The 15800-nt window shown below is 65.5% G+C and carries 14 protein-coding genes and 1 pseudogene; 9 read left to right on the top strand and 6 right to left on the bottom strand.

The features are described from left to right. Positions 1–899 (top strand): alpha-E domain-containing protein (locus AADJ04_RS14410; RefSeq protein ID WP_341240039.1); only part of this gene is annotated, 899 nt, incomplete at its 5' end. A gap of 73 nt (positions 900–972) precedes the next feature. Here the strand turns inward: AADJ04_RS14410 and AADJ04_RS14405 are convergent. Then, positions 973–1182, bottom strand: a complete 210-nt coding sequence (locus tag AADJ04_RS14405; protein WP_341240040.1) for a VF530 family protein — start codon at positions 1180–1182, stop codon at positions 973–975. A gap of 172 nt (positions 1183–1354) precedes the next feature. Further along, positions 1355–2275 (bottom strand): LysR family transcriptional regulator, encoded by a 921-nt coding sequence (locus AADJ04_RS14400; protein ID WP_341240038.1) that lies wholly within the window; start codon positions 2273–2275, stop codon positions 1355–1357. Positions 2276–2485: 210 nt separating this feature from the next. On the opposite strand from AADJ04_RS14400, the gene AADJ04_RS14395 reads away from it, so the two are divergent. From AADJ04_RS14395 to AADJ04_RS14370, 6 genes and pseudogenes are all read left to right on the top strand, one after another. Beyond that, complete coding sequence (locus AADJ04_RS14395; protein ID WP_198846217.1) at positions 2486–3361, top strand: alpha/beta hydrolase; 876 nt, start codon at positions 2486–2488, stop codon at positions 3359–3361. Positions 3362–3600: 239 nt separating this feature from the next. Continuing rightward, positions 3601–4857: an efflux RND transporter periplasmic adaptor subunit gene (locus AADJ04_RS14390; protein ID WP_341240037.1), complete on the top strand. Its 1257-nt coding sequence runs from the start codon at positions 3601–3603 to the stop codon at positions 4855–4857. A gap of 47 nt (positions 4858–4904) precedes the next feature. After that, positions 4905–8156 (top strand): annotated as a pseudogene (locus AADJ04_RS14385) (efflux RND transporter permease subunit). 197 nt (positions 8157–8353) lie between these two features. Beyond that, the gene (locus AADJ04_RS14380; RefSeq protein WP_341240036.1) at positions 8354–9745 is read left to right on the top strand and encodes an efflux transporter outer membrane subunit; all 1392 of its coding nucleotides are present in this window, start codon (positions 8354–8356) and stop codon (positions 9743–9745) included. 240 nt (positions 9746–9985) lie between these two features. After that, positions 9986–11422, top strand: a complete 1437-nt coding sequence (locus AADJ04_RS14375) for an NAD-dependent succinate-semialdehyde dehydrogenase (protein ID WP_341240035.1) — start codon at positions 9986–9988, stop codon at positions 11420–11422. Positions 11423–11483: 61 nt separating this feature from the next. Next, positions 11484–11978, top strand: coding sequence for a hypothetical protein (locus tag AADJ04_RS14370; RefSeq protein ID WP_341240034.1), 495 nt, complete (start codon positions 11484–11486; stop codon positions 11976–11978). A gap of 25 nt (positions 11979–12003) precedes the next feature. Here AADJ04_RS14370 and AADJ04_RS14365 read toward each other — a convergent pair whose 3' ends face one another. Next, complete coding sequence (locus AADJ04_RS14365) at positions 12004–12441, bottom strand: hypothetical protein (RefSeq protein ID WP_044399875.1); 438 nt, start codon at positions 12439–12441, stop codon at positions 12004–12006. A 109-nt stretch (positions 12442–12550) separates the two neighbouring features. Here AADJ04_RS14365 and AADJ04_RS14360 point away from each other — a divergent pair, with 109 nt between their 5' ends. Then, positions 12551–13447: a LysR substrate-binding domain-containing protein gene (locus AADJ04_RS14360; RefSeq protein ID WP_341240033.1), complete on the top strand. Its 897-nt coding sequence runs from the start codon at positions 12551–12553 to the stop codon at positions 13445–13447. A 34-nt stretch (positions 13448–13481) separates the two neighbouring features. Here AADJ04_RS14360 and AADJ04_RS14355 read toward each other — a convergent pair whose 3' ends face one another. Continuing rightward, positions 13482–13868, bottom strand: a complete 387-nt coding sequence (locus AADJ04_RS14355; protein WP_341240032.1) for a TerB family tellurite resistance protein — start codon at positions 13866–13868, stop codon at positions 13482–13484. Positions 13869–13914: 46 nt separating this feature from the next. Then, positions 13915–14121, bottom strand: coding sequence for a hypothetical protein (locus AADJ04_RS14350; protein ID WP_341240031.1), 207 nt, complete (start codon positions 14119–14121; stop codon positions 13915–13917). Positions 14122–14340: 219 nt separating this feature from the next. On the opposite strand from AADJ04_RS14350, the gene AADJ04_RS14345 reads away from it, so the two are divergent. Then, positions 14341–14682, top strand: coding sequence for an HPF/RaiA family ribosome-associated protein (locus AADJ04_RS14345; RefSeq protein WP_044399884.1), 342 nt, complete (start codon positions 14341–14343; stop codon positions 14680–14682). Between the two features lie 106 nt (positions 14683–14788). Here AADJ04_RS14345 and AADJ04_RS14340 read toward each other — a convergent pair whose 3' ends face one another. Further along, positions 14789–15526 carry a DUF4198 domain-containing protein gene (locus AADJ04_RS14340; RefSeq protein ID WP_341240030.1) on the bottom strand — a complete coding sequence of 246 codons (738 nt, stop codon included), beginning with the start codon at positions 15524–15526 and terminating at the stop codon, positions 14789–14791. Positions 15527–15800: the final 274 nt, after the last annotated feature.

Raw genomic sequence — 15800 nt, 5'->3', positions numbered from 1 at the left:
ACACCGCCCGCATGCTGAGCGTGAGCTACGAAACCTCGCTGCTGCCCCAGGCGGCAGAAGCTGCGCGCGAAGGCTGGGAGGGGCTGCTCTCCATCAGCGAGCTGATTCCCGCCTTCACGGCCAAATACGGCGAGATCACGCCCGCCAATGTGCTGGATTTCATGGTGCGCGATGGGTACAACCCTTCGTCAATCGTGTCGTGCCTGCGCGCTGCGCGCGAGAACGCACGCGCTGTGCGCGGAGCCCTGACGACCGAGGTGTGGGAAACCATCAACCAGACCTGGCTGGAACTGCACCGGCAACTTCAGGGCAACGCCTTTGAGCGCGACCCCGGCCAGTTTCTGGAATGGGTGAAGTACCGCTCGCACCTCTCGCGCGGGGTAACGGCGGGCACCATGCTGCAAGATGAAGCCTTTCACTTCTTGCGCATGGGCACGTTTCTGGAGCGGGCCGACAACACGGCGCGCTTGCTGGATGTGAAATTCCACGCCGTGCAGAACGACTTCTTCGGCCGCGCCAGTGAGCGCAACCAGGAGAACGACTTCTACCACTGGAGCGCCATCCTGCGCAGCGTCTCGGCGTTCGAGGTGTACCGCAAGGTCTACCGCGACGTGATCACGCCAGGGCGCGTGGCCGACCTGCTCATCCTGCGGCGCGACATGCCCCGTTCGCTGCACGCCAGCCTGCATGAAGTGGTGGAAAACCTGAACCTGCTGGCCAACGACCACTCGGCCGAAACCCAGCGCCGCGCGGGCCGGCTGCTGGCCGATTTGCAATATGGCCGCATCGATGAAATCCTGTCGCACGGACTGCATGCGTTCCTCACCCAGTTCCTGGACAAGGTGAATGACCTGGGGGCGGGCATCAGCCGTGATTTCCTGGTGGCAGTGAGCGACTGAAAGGCGCTCGGGCGGCCGTCTAACGGCTGCCCGGTTCACCCCGCTCGGCGGCGCCTGCGAGGCTTGAGTGTTTTCAGGCGTTGCGCCTGCGTTCGCGCAGCATGAAGAGGTACAGGCTCTCGACCTTCTCGCGTGCCCACGGGGTTTTGCGCAAAAACTTGAGGCTGGAGCCCAAGCTGGGGTCTTGCTGAAAGCAGCGCACCGGAATCCGCTGCCCCAGTTCTTGCCAGCCGAAGTAAGCAGACAGCTCCACCACCATGGTTTCAAGGGTGATGCCATGCAGCGGGTTGCGCGGCTGTTTTGCAGGCGCCGGGCTAGCTAGGTCGGTGGGTGTTGTGCTTGGCGTGGCCGCTGGCGCAGTGGTGTGCGCCCCGTCGCTTTCTGTGGGGGGCGTGTGTTCGGTGGGTGGGGCAGAGTTCATGGGCCCAAGGATAAGCGCCCCGGCGGCCCGCCGGTTACGCCTCGTGCCGCTGCAGGTGCGGGTCGCGCTGGAACAGCTCGGCCGTCCAGTCCACAAAGGCGCGCACCTTGGCGCTCAAATGCCGGTTGGGTGGGTACACCACATAGACGGGGAGCAGGGGCTGCGTCCAGTCCGGTAGCAGCTGCACCAGGGTTCCGGCCTTCAAATGTTTTTGTGCTTGAAAGCTGGTGATCTGCGCCACACCCATGCCGTGCAGGGCTGCGGTGACATAGGCGTTGGCTTCATTCACGCTCACCTGGTAAGGGCCGTTGATGTCGATGGACTCGGCACCTTTGCGGAACTCCAGCGGGTAGTGGCGCCCGGACTGGGGCGAAAAATACAGCAGGCTGGTGTGCTTTTCTTCCAGCTCCAGCGGATGCTGCGGCGTGCCTTTGCGCGCGAGGTAATCGGGCGATGCCACGGTGATGAATTCCAGATTGCCAATGCGCCGTGCTACCAGCGATTGGTCGCTCAGCTCGCCCCCGCGGATCACGCAGTCCACGTTGTCGCCAATCAGGTCCACGGTGCGGTCGCTCACGCCCAGGTCGAGCTGGATGTCGGGAAAGCGTGTCTGGAAGTCCGCCAGGTGCGGAATGATGAGCAGCTGCGCCACCGAGGTGCCCACGTCCACCCGCAGGCGGCCCATGGGACTGGCGCGGGCGTTGGTCATGCTGGCTTCAATGTCATCCAGGTCAGACAGCAGCCGCACGGTGCGCTCGTAGTAGGCCGCGCCATCGGCCGTCACGGTCACGCGGCGGGTGGTGCGGTTGAGCAGCTTCACGCGCAGGCGCTCCTCCAGCGCTTGCACATGCTTGGTGACGGTGGCCTTGGGCAGCGACAACGAATCGGCGGCGCGCGTGAATGTGCCGGCTTCAACGACACGGGTGAATATGCGCATGGCCTGTATTTGGTCCATCGCCCCTCCTGGAATCCTGACAACGGGTGGATCAGCGCCCACAGAACCAGGTTCTGTGGGCGCTGAAGAATTCTCACACGCAACCAGCACCTGGATTGTTGTGAGATTGGAAACACTGCAGTGGTGTTTGCCGGGTTTATCGGCTTGCGCGCAGCCGGTACATTTCCCAACATCGCAAACCTCCCTGCCTTTCCTTCACAGGCCATCGCCATGCCGCCCGACGCACCTCGTCCCACCCCGCAGCCCCACCCAGCAGCAGCCCCTGCCAAGGCGCAGCCTGCCGCTGCGCGCTGTGTAGACAGCGCCATCGATCTGGCAAGCGGTGAACCTGTGGTAGTGCGCATGTATGGCCGCAAGAAGGCGGGTCATGCGTCGCCCCTGGTGGTGCATTTTCACGGCGGTGCTTTCGTTTCGGGTGATCTGGACAACGGCCACACCGTGGCCCATTTGCTGGAAGGCGCGGGCGCTGTGGTGGTGTCGGTGGCTTATCCGCTCACGCCCTTTCCGCAGCCGGTGGACACTGGCTATGGTGTGCTGCAGTGGGTGCACCGCCATCGCACCAAGCTGGGCGGGCAAGGGGCCTTGGTGTATCTGGCAGGGGAAGAGGCCGGAGGCAATCTGGCGGCGGCCGTGGCGCTGATGGCGCGCGACCAGGCCCACCCACCACTGGCCGGGCAAATTTTGTTGTCTCCCATGCTCGACCCTTGCGTAGGGTCTGCTTCGCAGCGGCGCACCACCGGAGACGCGGTGGACTGCAAGTGGGTTCAGGGCTGGCGCAATTTCCTGCGCTGCCCGCGCGATGCCGAGCACCCTTATGCCGTGCCTGCCTCGGCCCATCGCCTGGCGGGCTTGCCCCCCACGCTGGTGTTGGTGGGCGACACCGATCCCATGCGTGACGAAGCCCTGGCCTACGCAGCGCGCCTGCACGCCGCAGGCCTGCAAGTCACGCAGCATGTGTTTGCCAAAGCCGAGAAGTGGCCCGAGCCGCTGCTGGAAACCGGCCCGCACGAATGCCCCTGTGCCGGGGCGGTGCAGGAAGAGTTCCGGCGGTTCTTCGAAGCCACCCGATGTCGGGAGTCCTCCTGACGCCGCTGATCCGCTGATTCCCTGAGTCTCCACCCCACACGCCTTTCTGGCCCTTTGCAGGCGCCGGTGGGTGGGCTGTTGTCTCTTGCTTCCCGATGAGATTTTGAAATCTGGCCCCAGTGCCGGAGGGCATAGCTTTGCCCGCGTTTTTCGCCAGGGGTGCGAATGCCGCTGTCCAGCGGCCTGCCGTGCTCTCTGACCCCTTGCATGACTGAACGAACGATACGGAGGAAAACACCATGAACAACGCACTTCTCTCTTCGCCCCGCCGCCGTTGGTGGGCTACCGCAGGCGCTCTGGCAGCGGCCGTGGCTGTGGGTGGCACGGCCCTGGGCCTGCAAGACTCGCACGCTGAACCGCCCGCTGCAGGCGCAGCCCCGCAGGGTGTGCCGGTGTCGGTGGCAGCCGTGCTGCAAAAAGACATAGTGCTGTGGGACGAGTTCTCGGGCCGCCTGGAGGCCGTGCAGCGCGTGGAGGTGCGCCCCCGTGTTGCAGGCGCCTTGCAGGCTGTGCACTTCAAGGAAGGCGCCCTCGTCAAGCAGGGCGACTTGCTGGTGACTGTGGACCCCGCCCCCTACGCCGCTGAGGTGGACCGCGCCGAAGCTCAGGTGGCTGCTGCGCAGGCCCGCGTGTCATACACGCGCAGTGAGCTGGACCGTTCCACCCGTTTGCTGCAAGAAAGCGCTATCGCCCAGCGCGAGCACGACGAACGCCAGAACGCCTACCGCGAGGCCGATGCCAACCTGCGCGCTGCGCAGGCCGCATTGCAAACCGCACGCCTGAACCTGTCGTACACCCAGGTGCGCGCGCCGGTGGCGGGCCGCGTGGGTCGCATCGAAGTCACGGTGGGCAACCTGGTGTCCGCCGGTGCGGGCGCGCCGGTGCTGACATCGCTCGTCTCTGTCAGCCCCATCTATGCGAGCTTTGACACCGACGAGCAGATCGTGGTGAAGGCCTTGCAAGACCTGGGCAGCGGCGCCAAGGGCCAAAGTGCGCGCCAGTTGCTCGCGCGCATTCCCGTGCAGATGGGCACAGGCACCAGCGGCGGCACGCCCTACACCGGCCACCTGCAGCTGATTGACAACCAGGTGGACGCCAGGAGCGGCACCGTGCGCGTGCGTGCCGTGTTTGATAACGCCGATGGCGCACTCATCCCCGGCCAGTTTGCACGCATTCGCATGGGCCAGGCGCGCAACACGCAGGCCGTGCTCATCAACGAGCGCGCCGTGGGCACCGACCAGAGCAAGAAGTTTGTGATGGTGGTGGCCGAGGGCAACAAGGCTGAGTACCGCGAGGTCACGCTGGGCGCCCCGGTGGATGGCCTGCGCGTGGTGACGTCGGGCCTGAAGGCGGGCGAGACCATTGTGGTCAACGGCCTGCAGCGTGTGCGCCCCGGTGCCGTACTGGCACCGCAAGCCGTGCCCATGACTGCCAAAGCAGAGCTGCCCGGCGAACGCAAGCAAGCCCAGGGCGCCACCAAGTCGCCCGCTGTGTGAGCGTGTGTGAGCACAGTGAGTGATCTGAGCCATCAGGAATTTTTTGTATGAACCTGTCCCGTTTTTTCATTGACCGCCCCATCTTTGCCGGGGTGCTGTCGGTGCTCATCTTCCTGGGGGGGCTCATCGCATTGCGCGGTCTGCCCATCTCTGAGTACCCCGAGGTCGCGCCGCCGTCTGTGGTGGTGCGCGCCCAGTACCCAGGTGCCAATCCCAAGGTGATCGCCGAGACCGTGGCCACGCCGCTGGAGGAATCCATCAACGGTGTGGAAGGCATGCTCTACATGGGCAGCCAGGCTACGACCGATGGCGTCATGACGCTGACCGTGACCTTCAAGCTGGGCACCGACCCGGACAAGGCCCAGCAGCTGGTGCAAAACCGCGTCTCGCAGGCCGAGCCGCGCCTGCCTGAGGAAGTGCGCCGCCTGGGTGTGACCACCGTCAAGAGCGCGCCGGACCTGACCATGGTGGTCCACCTGGTCTCGCCCAACAACCGCTACGACATCGACTACTTGCGCAACTACGCCGTGCTCAACGTGAAGGACCGGCTCGCCCGCATTGGCGGCGTGGGCCAGGTGCAGATCTTTGGCGGCGGCGACTATTCGATGCGCGTGTGGCTGGACCCCCAAAAGGTCGCGCAGCGCGGCCTCTCGGCCAGCGATGTGGTGTCTGCCATCCGTGGGCAGAACGTGCAGGCTGCGGCCGGTGTGGTGGGCGCATCGCCCGGCTTGCCGGGCGTGGACTTGCAACTGTCTATCAACGCCCAGGGCCGCTTGACGACCGAGGAAGAGTTCGGCGACATCATCGTCAAGACCAGCGCCGACGGCGCGGTGACACGCCTGCGCGACATCGCCCGCCTGGAGCTGGGTGCTGCCGACTATTCGCTGCGCTCGTTGCTCAACAACGACCCCGCCGTGGGCATGGGCGTGTTCCAGGCGCCGGGCTCCAACGCGCTCGACATCTCGGCCAACGTGCGCCGGGCGATGGACGAGATCCAGAAGAACATGCCTGAAGGTGTGGAGTACCGCATTGCGTACGACCCCACGCAGTTCGTGCGTGCGTCCATCAAGTCGGTCATCCAGACGCTGATCGAAGCCATCGCCCTGGTGGTGATCGTGGTGATCTTGTTCCTGCAGACCTGGCGCGCCTCCATCATTCCGCTGCTGGCTGTGCCAGTGTCGGTGGTGGGCACGTTTGCGGTGCTGCACCTGCTGGGCTTCTCGATCAACGCTTTGAGCCTGTTCGGCCTGGTGCTGGCCATTGGTATCGTGGTGGACGATGCCATCGTGGTGGTGGAGAACGTCGAACGCAACATCGAAGAAGGCCTGACTCCGCGCGAGGCCACCTACCGCGCCATGCGCGAAGTCTCTGGCCCCATCATCGCGATTGCGCTGGTGCTGGTGGCGGTGTTCGTGCCGCTGGCCTTTATCAGCGGGCTCACAGGCCAGTTCTACCGCCAGTTTGCGGTCACCATCGCTATCTCGACGGTGATCTCGGCCATCAACTCGTTGACCCTGTCGCCTGCGCTGAGTGCGCTGCTGCTCAAGGGTCACCACGAGCCCAAGGACGCGCTGACGCGCGGCATGGACAAGGTGCTGGGCCGCTTCTTTGGCGCGTTCAACCGTGTGTTTCAGCGCGGATCGGACGCCTACAGCGGTGGCGTCAAGCGCGTCATTGGCCGCAAGGCGCTGATGCTGGTGATCTACCTGGCCTTGGTGGGTGCCACCTGGGGTCTGTTCAAGGTGGTGCCCGGCGGCTTTGTGCCTGCGCAAGACAAGCAGTACCTGGTGGGCTTTGCCCAGCTGCCTGATGGCGCCACGCTGGACCGCACGGAAGACGTGATCCGCCGCATGGGTGAAATCGTCAAGACCAACCCGAACGTGGAAGACGCCATTGCCTTCCCGGGCCTGTCGATCAACGGCTTCACCAACAGCTCCAACTCGGGCATCGTGTTCGTCACGCTCAAGCCTTTTGCCGAGCGCACCCGCGCTGACCAAAGCGGCGGTGCCGTGGCCATGCAGCTGAACCAGGCGTTTGGCAGCATCCAGGAAGCGTTCATCGCCATGTTCCCACCACCCCCCGTGGCGGGCCTGGGCACCACCGGCGGCTTCAAGCTGCAGATCGAAGACCGTGCCTCGCTGGGCTACGAAGCCATGGACGCCGCTGTGAAAGCCTTCATGGGCAAGGCCTACCAGACGCCCGAGCTGGCCGGCCTGTTCACCAGCTGGCAGGTCAACGTGCCGCAGCTGTACGCCAACATCGACCGCACCAAGGCGCGTCAGCTGGGCGTGCCCGTGACGGACATCTTCGACACCCTGCAGATCTACCTGGGTAGCCTCTACGCCAACGACTTCAACCAGTTTGGCCGCACCTACAGCGTGCGTGTGCAGGCCGATGCGGCCTACCGTGCGCGGGCTGAGGACGTGGCTGCGCTCAAGGTGCGCTCCAGCACGGGCGAGATGGTGCCGCTGTCTGCGCTGATGAAGATCGAGCCCAGCTTTGGCCCTGAACGTGCCATGCGCTACAACGGCTACCTGGCCGCCGACGTGAACGGAGGCCCCGTGCCCGGCTTCTCGTCGGGCCAGGCCCAGGCGGCTATCGAGCGCATTGCGGCAGAGACGCTACCCCAGGGCATCACGTTTGAATGGACCGAGCTGACCTACCAGGAAATCCTGGCGAGTAACTCTGCGGTGCTGGTGTTCCCGCTGGCCATCTTGCTGGTGTTCCTGGTGCTGGCCGCATAGTACGAAAGCCTCACGCTGCCCATTGCCATCATCCTGATCGTGCCCATGGGCATTCTGGCGCCGATGACGGGTGTGTGGCTTACCAAGGGCGACAACAACGTGTTCACGCAGATCGGGCTCATCGTGCTGGTGGGGCTATCGGCCAAGAACGCAATCCTGATCGTGCAATTTGCGCGCGAGCTGGAGTTTGCGGGCCGCACGCCAGTGCAGGCGGCCATTGAGGCCAGCCGCCTGCGCCTGCGCCCCATCTTGAGGACCTCGCTGGCGTTCGTGATGGGTGTGCTGCCCCTGGTGCTGTCCACCGGTGCGGGCGCAGAAATGCGCAGCGCCATGGGTGTGGCCGTGTTCGCCGGGATGATTGGGGTGACGGCCTTTGGCCTGTTCCTCACGCCCGTGTTCTACGTGCTGCTGCGCAAGCTCGCAGGCAACCGCCCGCTGGTGGAGCACGGCGCGCATGTGGCGCCCATTTCGCACGCCCCGCATGCACCGCACGCTGCAGGCAGTGCCGCACACCCCGTGCTGGCTGCGCCACGCCACCCGCATGAAGGTGCCTGAACGCTTTTGAGCTACTTGCAATGGGCCCCGGCCCAGCGCCTTAAGCCGCCCACGGCCCCGCCAACGCAGGGCCGTGGGCCCGGCAGGAGATTCAACATGACAGACAACACAAACCCCCTGGGGGCCGTGCAGGCCCCGCCGCCCGCAGGCGCAGCCTGCTGGCCCCCCTGGCCGCTGCGCTGGTGCTGGCAGGCTGCATGACGCAGCCCGTGGTGCCCGCGCCGCATGCCGGTGTGCCGGTGCCCGACGCTTTCAGCGCAGGCAGCCAGCAAGCAGCCGTGCCGCCCGCCCCCTGGACGGTGGCCCCGCCTGCAGAGGCCCAGCCACGCGGCGAGTGGTGGCTCGGATTCCAGGACGCCACATTGGCCGACCTGGTGCAACGCGCGGGCAACGCCAACACCAGCATCCAGCAAGCCGCTGGCCGCCTGGCCGAAGCCCGCTCGCTGCTGCGCTCGGCCGACGCTGCGCGCTCGGTGCAGGTGGGCGCATCGGCGGGCGTAACGCGCCAGGCCGGTGCCGCCACCACCGGCAGCGCCACCCCTGCCACGCTGGGCACGGCCGGGCTCAATGTGTCTTATGAGCTGGACCTGTTTGGCAAACTTTCGCAAACCAGCGATGCCGCACGGCTGGACGCCGATGCCCGCGCCGCGCTGCTGCAAAGCACGCGCCTGATGGTGCAGGCCGATGTGGCGCAAACCTATCTGCAACTGCGTGCCGCGCAGACCGAGCTGCAGCTTGTGGGTGACAGCCTGGCTGCCTACCAAGACACCCTGCGCCGGACGCAGCGCCGCCTGCAGGCCGGTGACGTGGCCGAGCTGGACGTGGCCCGGATGCAGACCGAAGTGGCCGCCACCGAGTCCGAAGCCCTGGCCCTGCAGCGCCAGCAGGCGCTGCTGACCAACGCGCTGGCCGTGCTGGTGGGCGAGGTGCCCGGCAGCTTTGCCTTGCCCGCTGCTGCGGGTGATGCCGCCTTGCCCGTCATCCCCCCCGGCGTGCCCGGCACGGTGCTCGCCCGCAGGCCCGATGTGTCGGCCGCGCTGGCGGCCTTGATGGCCGCCCAGGCCCGCGTGGGTGTGGCGCAAACGGCCTGGTTCCCGGCCATCACGCTCACCGGCAATGCAGGCCACGCATCGCCCGAGCTGGGCGACCTCTTCAAGTGGTCGGCCCGCGCTTGGGGCGTGAGTGCCTTGCTCTCGCTGCCCCTGTGGGATGGCGGCCAGCGCGACGCCCAGGTGCAAGGTGCCAACGCCCGCCTGGAGCAGGCCCTGGCCAGCCACCGCGAGCAGGTGCTCACCGCCTTCCGCGAGGTAGAAGACCAATTGGCATCGCTGCGCTGGCTTGCGGGCCAGGCCGAGGCGCAAGGCCGTGCCGTCACGGCCGCCCGCCGCGCCACGCAGCTGTCAGACACACGCTACCGCAATGGCCTGGTCAGCCAGCTGGAGTTGCTGGATGCCCGCCGCAGCGAACTGCGCAACCGCCGCCAGGCGCCGCAGGTGCGCACCGCCCAGTACACCGCCACGGTGGGGCTCATCCGTGCGCTGGGCGGCGACTGGGGCGATGCGGCCCCGCGCGTGGCCGCTGCACCCTGATCAGCGGGTGAAGGTGCAGGCGCTGCAAGGCGCAAGCCGTTGACGGAGCGCAAAGGGCAGGGGTGCAGTACCCCCACCTTTGCCTCGGGTTGTCATACAACCACGGCGGCCCGCTGGCGCTACGCCTATAGTGTGGTGTTCGCTCGGGCACCGGCACTTTGTCTGGCTTGAAAGTCATCTCACCAAGGTGCACAGCCCGTGCTGGCCACCGTCTTTTGTTTCCACCACAGGAGTTTTTGCATGAGCTACCCCCACACCCGTCTTTTCATTGCAGGCACATGGCAGGACGCTGTGGACGGCAAAACCATTGCCGTGCACAACCCCGCCACCGGCAAAGAAATCGGCCGGGTGGCGCACGCCAGCAAGGCCGATCTGGACCGTGCCCTGGAAGCTGCCAAAAAGGGCTTTGAAGCCTGGCGCGACATCCCCGCCGTAGACCGCGCCAAGACCATGCGCCGCGCCGCTGCGTTGATCCGCGAACGCGCCGAATCAATAGCCGCCATCATGGTGCAAGAGCAGGGCAAGCCCCTGGCCGAAGCCAAGGTGGAAACCATGTCGGCTGCAGAAATCATCGAATGGTTTGCCGACGAATCCCAGCGCGTGTACGGCCGCATCGTGCCTTCGCGCAACCTCAAGGCCCAGCAGCTGGTCATCAAAGACCCCGTGGGCCCCGTCGCCGCCTTCACGCCCTGGAACTTCCCCATCAACCAAGTCGTGCGCAAGCTCGCCGCTGCCCTGGCCGCAGGCTGCTCCATTCTCGTCAAGGCGCCTGAAGAAACCCCCGCCAGCCCTGCTGAACTGATCCGCGCCTTTGCCGATGCCGGCGTGCCCGCTGGCACCGTGGGCCTGGTCTATGGCGACCCGGCAGAAATCTCCAACTACCTCATCCCGCACCCGGTCATCCGCAAGGTCACCTTCACGGGTTCGACCCCCGTGGGCAAGCAACTGGCCGCCCTGGCTGGCAAGCACATGAAGCGCGTGACGATGGAGCTGGGCGGCCACGCCCCCGTCATCGTGGCCGAGGACGCCGATGTCGAGCTGGCCATTCGCGTGGCCAGCGGCGCCAAGTTCCGCAACGCGGGTCAGGTCTGCATCTCGCCCACGCGCTTTTTGGTGCACGAAAGCATTCGTCCTGAGTTCGTGGCGGCTTTCGCACGCCATGCCCAGAACCTGAAGGTGGGCGACGGTCTGGCCGAAGGCACGCAGATGGGCCCCCTGGCCAACCCGCGCCGCATCACCGCCATGACCGAGCTGCTGGCCGACGCCGTGCAGCAAGGCGCCCAGCTAGCGGCAGGTGGCCAGCGCATTGGAACGGAAGGCAACTTCTTCCAGCCCACCGTGCTCAACGATGTGCCCCTGTCGGCCCGCATCTTTAACGAAGAACCCTTCGGCCCCGTGGCCGCCGTGCGTGGCTTTGAAAAGATTGAGGAAGCGATTGCCGAAGCCAACCGCCTGCCGTTTGGCCTGGCCGGTTACGCTTTCACCACCTCGCTGAAAAACGCCCACCTGCTGGCCCAGCGCCTGGAAGTGGGCATGCTCTGGATCAACCAGGCGGCTGCGCCTACGGCTGAGCTGCCCTTCGGTGGCTTGAAGGATTCGGGCTATGGCTCCGAAGGTGGCTCCGAGGCGGTGGAGGCGCACTTGAACACGCGCCTGGTCTCGATCATGAACGCGTGACGAGTCTGTCTGTGCCCGCACGTTGCCGTGGCCCCCGCTTCACTCCCGTGAGCGCCTTCGCATGAAGTACATCGTCCCTCTGCTGCTGGGCCCCTTGCTGGTGGCGGCGTTCGCCGTCGCCTATTGGGGGCCGGTGCGGGGCTATAGCGTGGAATGCAGAAAAGACGTGCAGATCACTTGTGCCATCGAACGCGAAACGTCTTCGGCCACCACGGCCCATCGGTTCACGCTGGGCAGCGACCCGAAAGCGGTGGTGCGTGTGAAAGACGTTCGCAAGGGGCCAGACCGGATACTGCTGTACCTGGTTTCCTCGGTGGGCGAGGTCTTTGCGGCCGAGTTTGAGGGAGGCAGCGCACTGTCTGAGGCAGAGGCGGCGGCTGCGCGGCTCAATGGCGTGTTTGCCGCCACACAGCCCGGTGAGGCGCGGGTGGACGTAGCGCCCCCCGCCTATCTGCGCTGGATGCTGTGGGGCGCTGTGGCTTTTCTGGCGCTGCTGGTGCTGGTGGCTCACCGCGCCATGCAAACTAAGCCTGCCGCTACGACGCCTGGCGCCTGAGTAGCCTGGCGGCGTAGCCGCGTGTTCAGCCTCCTTGCGCCATGCGGCTGCGGGCCGTTTGCGCTACTTGCTCCAACGAGCGACCGTTGCGCTTGATCAGGCTGATCAGCACATGCACGCCCACTGCCAGGGCGAGCAGGAAGATCGCTCCCAGCCCCCAGATGCCCCAGGCCAGCACCGTCACGGCGCCAGCGAGGGCGGGCACGCTTTCCAGCACACCTTGCAACATGGGGCCTGCGGAAGTGACCCAGCTCTCCAGCGTTTGCAGCAGCTCGGGCGGTATCCACCCTTGAAGCCACGCAGGCAGCAGCACGGCCTGCACTGATGCAGCGCCTGCCGCACCGGTTGCCAGTGCGCCAGCGCTGGACATGGCCCACACGGTGAATGCATGCACGCCCCAGCACAGCAGCGACCAGATCGCCAGCAACGACAACGAGACAAACCAGCTGATGGCATAGAACATGGGTCGTTTCCTTTAGTGAAATACAGGCGTGCAGTATGGGGATGGCGACGAGAAATAGACACCAGCCTGGATCGAACCTAGTATTCGGTTTTTTCGAACCGGAGGGTGCATGCTCAACTACCGTCACCTGTACTACTTCTGGATGGTTGCCAAAGAAGGCGGCTTTGCCCGTGCGGCAGACCGGTTGCAGATGGCGGTGCAAACCATCAGCGCGCAGGTGCGAGAGCTGGAGAAGTCCCTGGGGCACCAGTTGCTCAAGCCCTCGGGCCGTGGCGTGGCGCTGACCGAGGCGGGCCAGGCGGCCTACGCGCGGGCAGAAGCCATCTTTCAGCTGGGTGAATGTATCACCCAGGAAGTGCGTGAAGCGGCCAGCAGCCCGGTGGCGCGGCTGTCGGTCGGGCTGTCAGATGGCATCTCTAAACTGGCAGCCCATGCGCTGTTGGAGCCTGTGTTGGCCCACCCCCAATTGCGACTGGTGTGCCACGAGGGCGAGTTTGACGAGCTGCTGTCCGAACTGGCGCTGCACCAGCTGGACGTGGTGCTGGCAGGCCAGGCCGCGCCGCGCAATCCCAACCAGCGGCTTTCCAGCGAGCGCATGGCACGCACTGCGGTGCAGTGGTACGGGCCGGCCTCGCTGGTCAAGAAATCAGCGCGTGACCGGTTTCCGCAGTCGCTCCAGGAATTGCCGGTGCTGCTGCCCACCGTGCATTCGCCGTTGCGCACGACCTTGGACGGGTGGTTTCACGACCTGGGCCTGCGGCCCCGGGTGGTGGGCGAGTTTGAGGACAGCGCCCTGCTGGCGGTGTTTGCTGCGCGTGGGCTGGGGGTGTTCCCCGTCAGCCAGCTGGGTGCGCAGGATGTGGGTCTGGTGCGCGGGCTGCGCCTGCTGGGCGACAGCCCCGACATTCACGAAGAAGTGCACGCCATCTGGTCGCGCCGGGGGCAGCACCATCCCCTGGTGCGCCAGATGGTGGCTGCTGCGCACGGGGGCGGCTCGCCGCAGTAGGCAAGATGCCGGTGCCTCAAGCCTGGGCTGCGGCTTATTCCAGGTGCCAGCGCTTCAGCGCCGCCTCCATCACCCACGCCTCGGCCGACGCCACATGCTGGTCTGCGGTGGCGGCCGCATCGGCAAAATACAAAACCTTCTGGCGCAGCACGGCATCGGTCACTTCGTCCAGGAGCGCGGCCAGCGTGGCATCGTCGATGTGGCCTGTGAGCAAACGCCGGTCGCGCATGCCCATCAGCAGGTCTTCGCACAGCGTGTGCAGCACCTTGCCGAATGCGCTGGGTGGTAAGCCCAGCTCGCGCTCAATGTCGCGCCCATACAGGGCATCCATCTCCGAGCGGCTGACATGGCCGTCGGCAATCAACAGCAGCGCAACGATGCGTGCGGCGGCCTGGGGGCTGTTGCGGGGGTAGCTGCGCATGGGGTGGTTTCCTCCAAGTGTGTGTGGGTGGTTTCGATGGTGATGGTTAGTCGCGGTAAGGGCGATAGCGCTGCCTCTGGCGCTGTGGGTGGTGCGGCAGGTGGCGCTCATCCCGCACACGCACGGGTACCAGGACGGGTGCCCGTGTGTTTGTGCTGCGTTGAGACCAATACCAAAGCCTGTGCAGGGCCTGGTCCCACAAGGCCCGCAGGCGCTGCAATAGCGTGGGGCGCAAGGTGCGATGGGTTTTCATGGAGCATCTCCTGGGTGGTGAACACAGCCTTGAATGTGAGGCCTCTCGCCCGAGCAACCAAGCAGGTTTTTTGTGAGCGCTGCGTTGATTTTATCGAAATGATTTGGATGTCGCTAGTGGCGGCGACGCAGGTTTTTTAGAGGCCATGTTCTGAGAAAACCTGCTGTGACGGCGGCATGTCCGGCACTAAGGTGGGGGCTCCAACCAAGGAGAACGCTGATGCAGATACTTTTCAAGTCTCGCCACCCCGAAGCCGCTTTGATGCGTGACACCGTGGAGCGCCGCGTGCGGTTTGCGCTGCGGCGATTGAACGCCCTGGTGCCCAGGGCCGATGTGCAGTTGGCTGATGTGAATGGCCCCCGCGGCGGGCTGGACAAGCGCTGCCAGATTGCCTTGCGCACCGATGGCGCGGGTGAGGTGGTTGTGTCTTCGGTGGCAGGCGATTGGCGCACCGCGCTGGACGAAGCCCTGGCCCGCGCGGTGCGGCATGTGCTGAAGGTGTGGCGCCGCGCCACCGTGGCGCGCAGAGGCCGCCACCGGCCGCTGGCCCTGCAAGGGTGAGCTCCGCCGCACTGGCTTATCGCCAGTGCCAGCGGCAGCATTCAATGATGCTAGTAAAAATATAGCTGCTGGCGCTTGTATATCAAGCGCTGGTGGCCATTTTCATTCAATGTGCATGGGCGGCAGGCATCGCAGGCGATGCCATGCCTTCGGTGTGCACAAAGCTCAGCGTGATGAGGTGGCTGACCTCGCCGTACTTCTGGCCCTGGGCCTCGCCAGGGGTTTTGTCGCTGTGCTTGACCTCGGCCACGTACTGGCCCTTCCAGGGCAGAGCGAAGGTGACGGTGCCGTCGTCGCCGCTGGTGGCTTCACGCGCCCAGCCGGAGGGGGACACCAGCTCCACCTTGGCCTTGGGCAGCGGGGCGCCGTGGAACACCACCTTCAGCTGGCCGGGCTTGCCGGTGGGAACGAGGTCCAGTGCAGCCGTGGGTGCCACGGGTTTGGCCAGGCTGGCCACCCAGCGGGCGGTGGGCTTCCACAGCAGCGGGGGCAGGTTGGCCTTGGTGCGGTCGATCAGCGGGTAGGCAGCGTCGGCAAACAGCGTCTCGGCGTTGGGGGCGGTGGTGTAGGTGAAAGCTTCTTTGGTCAGCTGACCTTCCACGCGCTGCGTGGCACCTTCCACCGTCTGTTCCAGCACGGGCACGCCCTTGAACTTGTCGAGCAGGCCGGGCGAGGTTTCGCGCACGTTATCGTTGTATTCACCAAAGTGCAGTTTGGCCTGGCTGCCGCTGTGCTCCAGCCACACCTGGTGGGCTTGTGCGGCCAGGCCGGTGGTGGCGAGCAGGGCGGCGGCGATCAGGCTGCGGGTCAGGCCTGTGGCGCGGGTGTTCAAACGTTGGTTCATGGCAGTCAGCTCCTTGCGGTGGGTTAAAACGGGTTTGCAGAAATCACAGGGCGAGCACGTCCAGCCCCACGCGTGTGGGGATGAAAACGCTCATGTTTTGATAGCTGCCCGCGCTTGCTAAATAAGCGCTGGTGGCTGTTTTGACTTAAAGTTTTTGGGTGCAGCCCATGCTGTGCAGCGGGCTGCACAGAGCCGGCGCCCAGTGAGCGTTCGGAGGCTTAGTCTTACTGTGTCATAAATGTGGCATCATGAATCCTCCCAATTCTTTTTGTGA

The organism is uncultured Acidovorax sp. (genome assembly GCF_964021665.1).
In the GTDB taxonomy this organism is placed as follows: Bacteria; Pseudomonadota; Gammaproteobacteria; order Burkholderiales; family Burkholderiaceae_C; genus Acidovorax; species Acidovorax temperans.
This window is presented reverse-complemented; position numbering and strand designations above follow the sequence as displayed.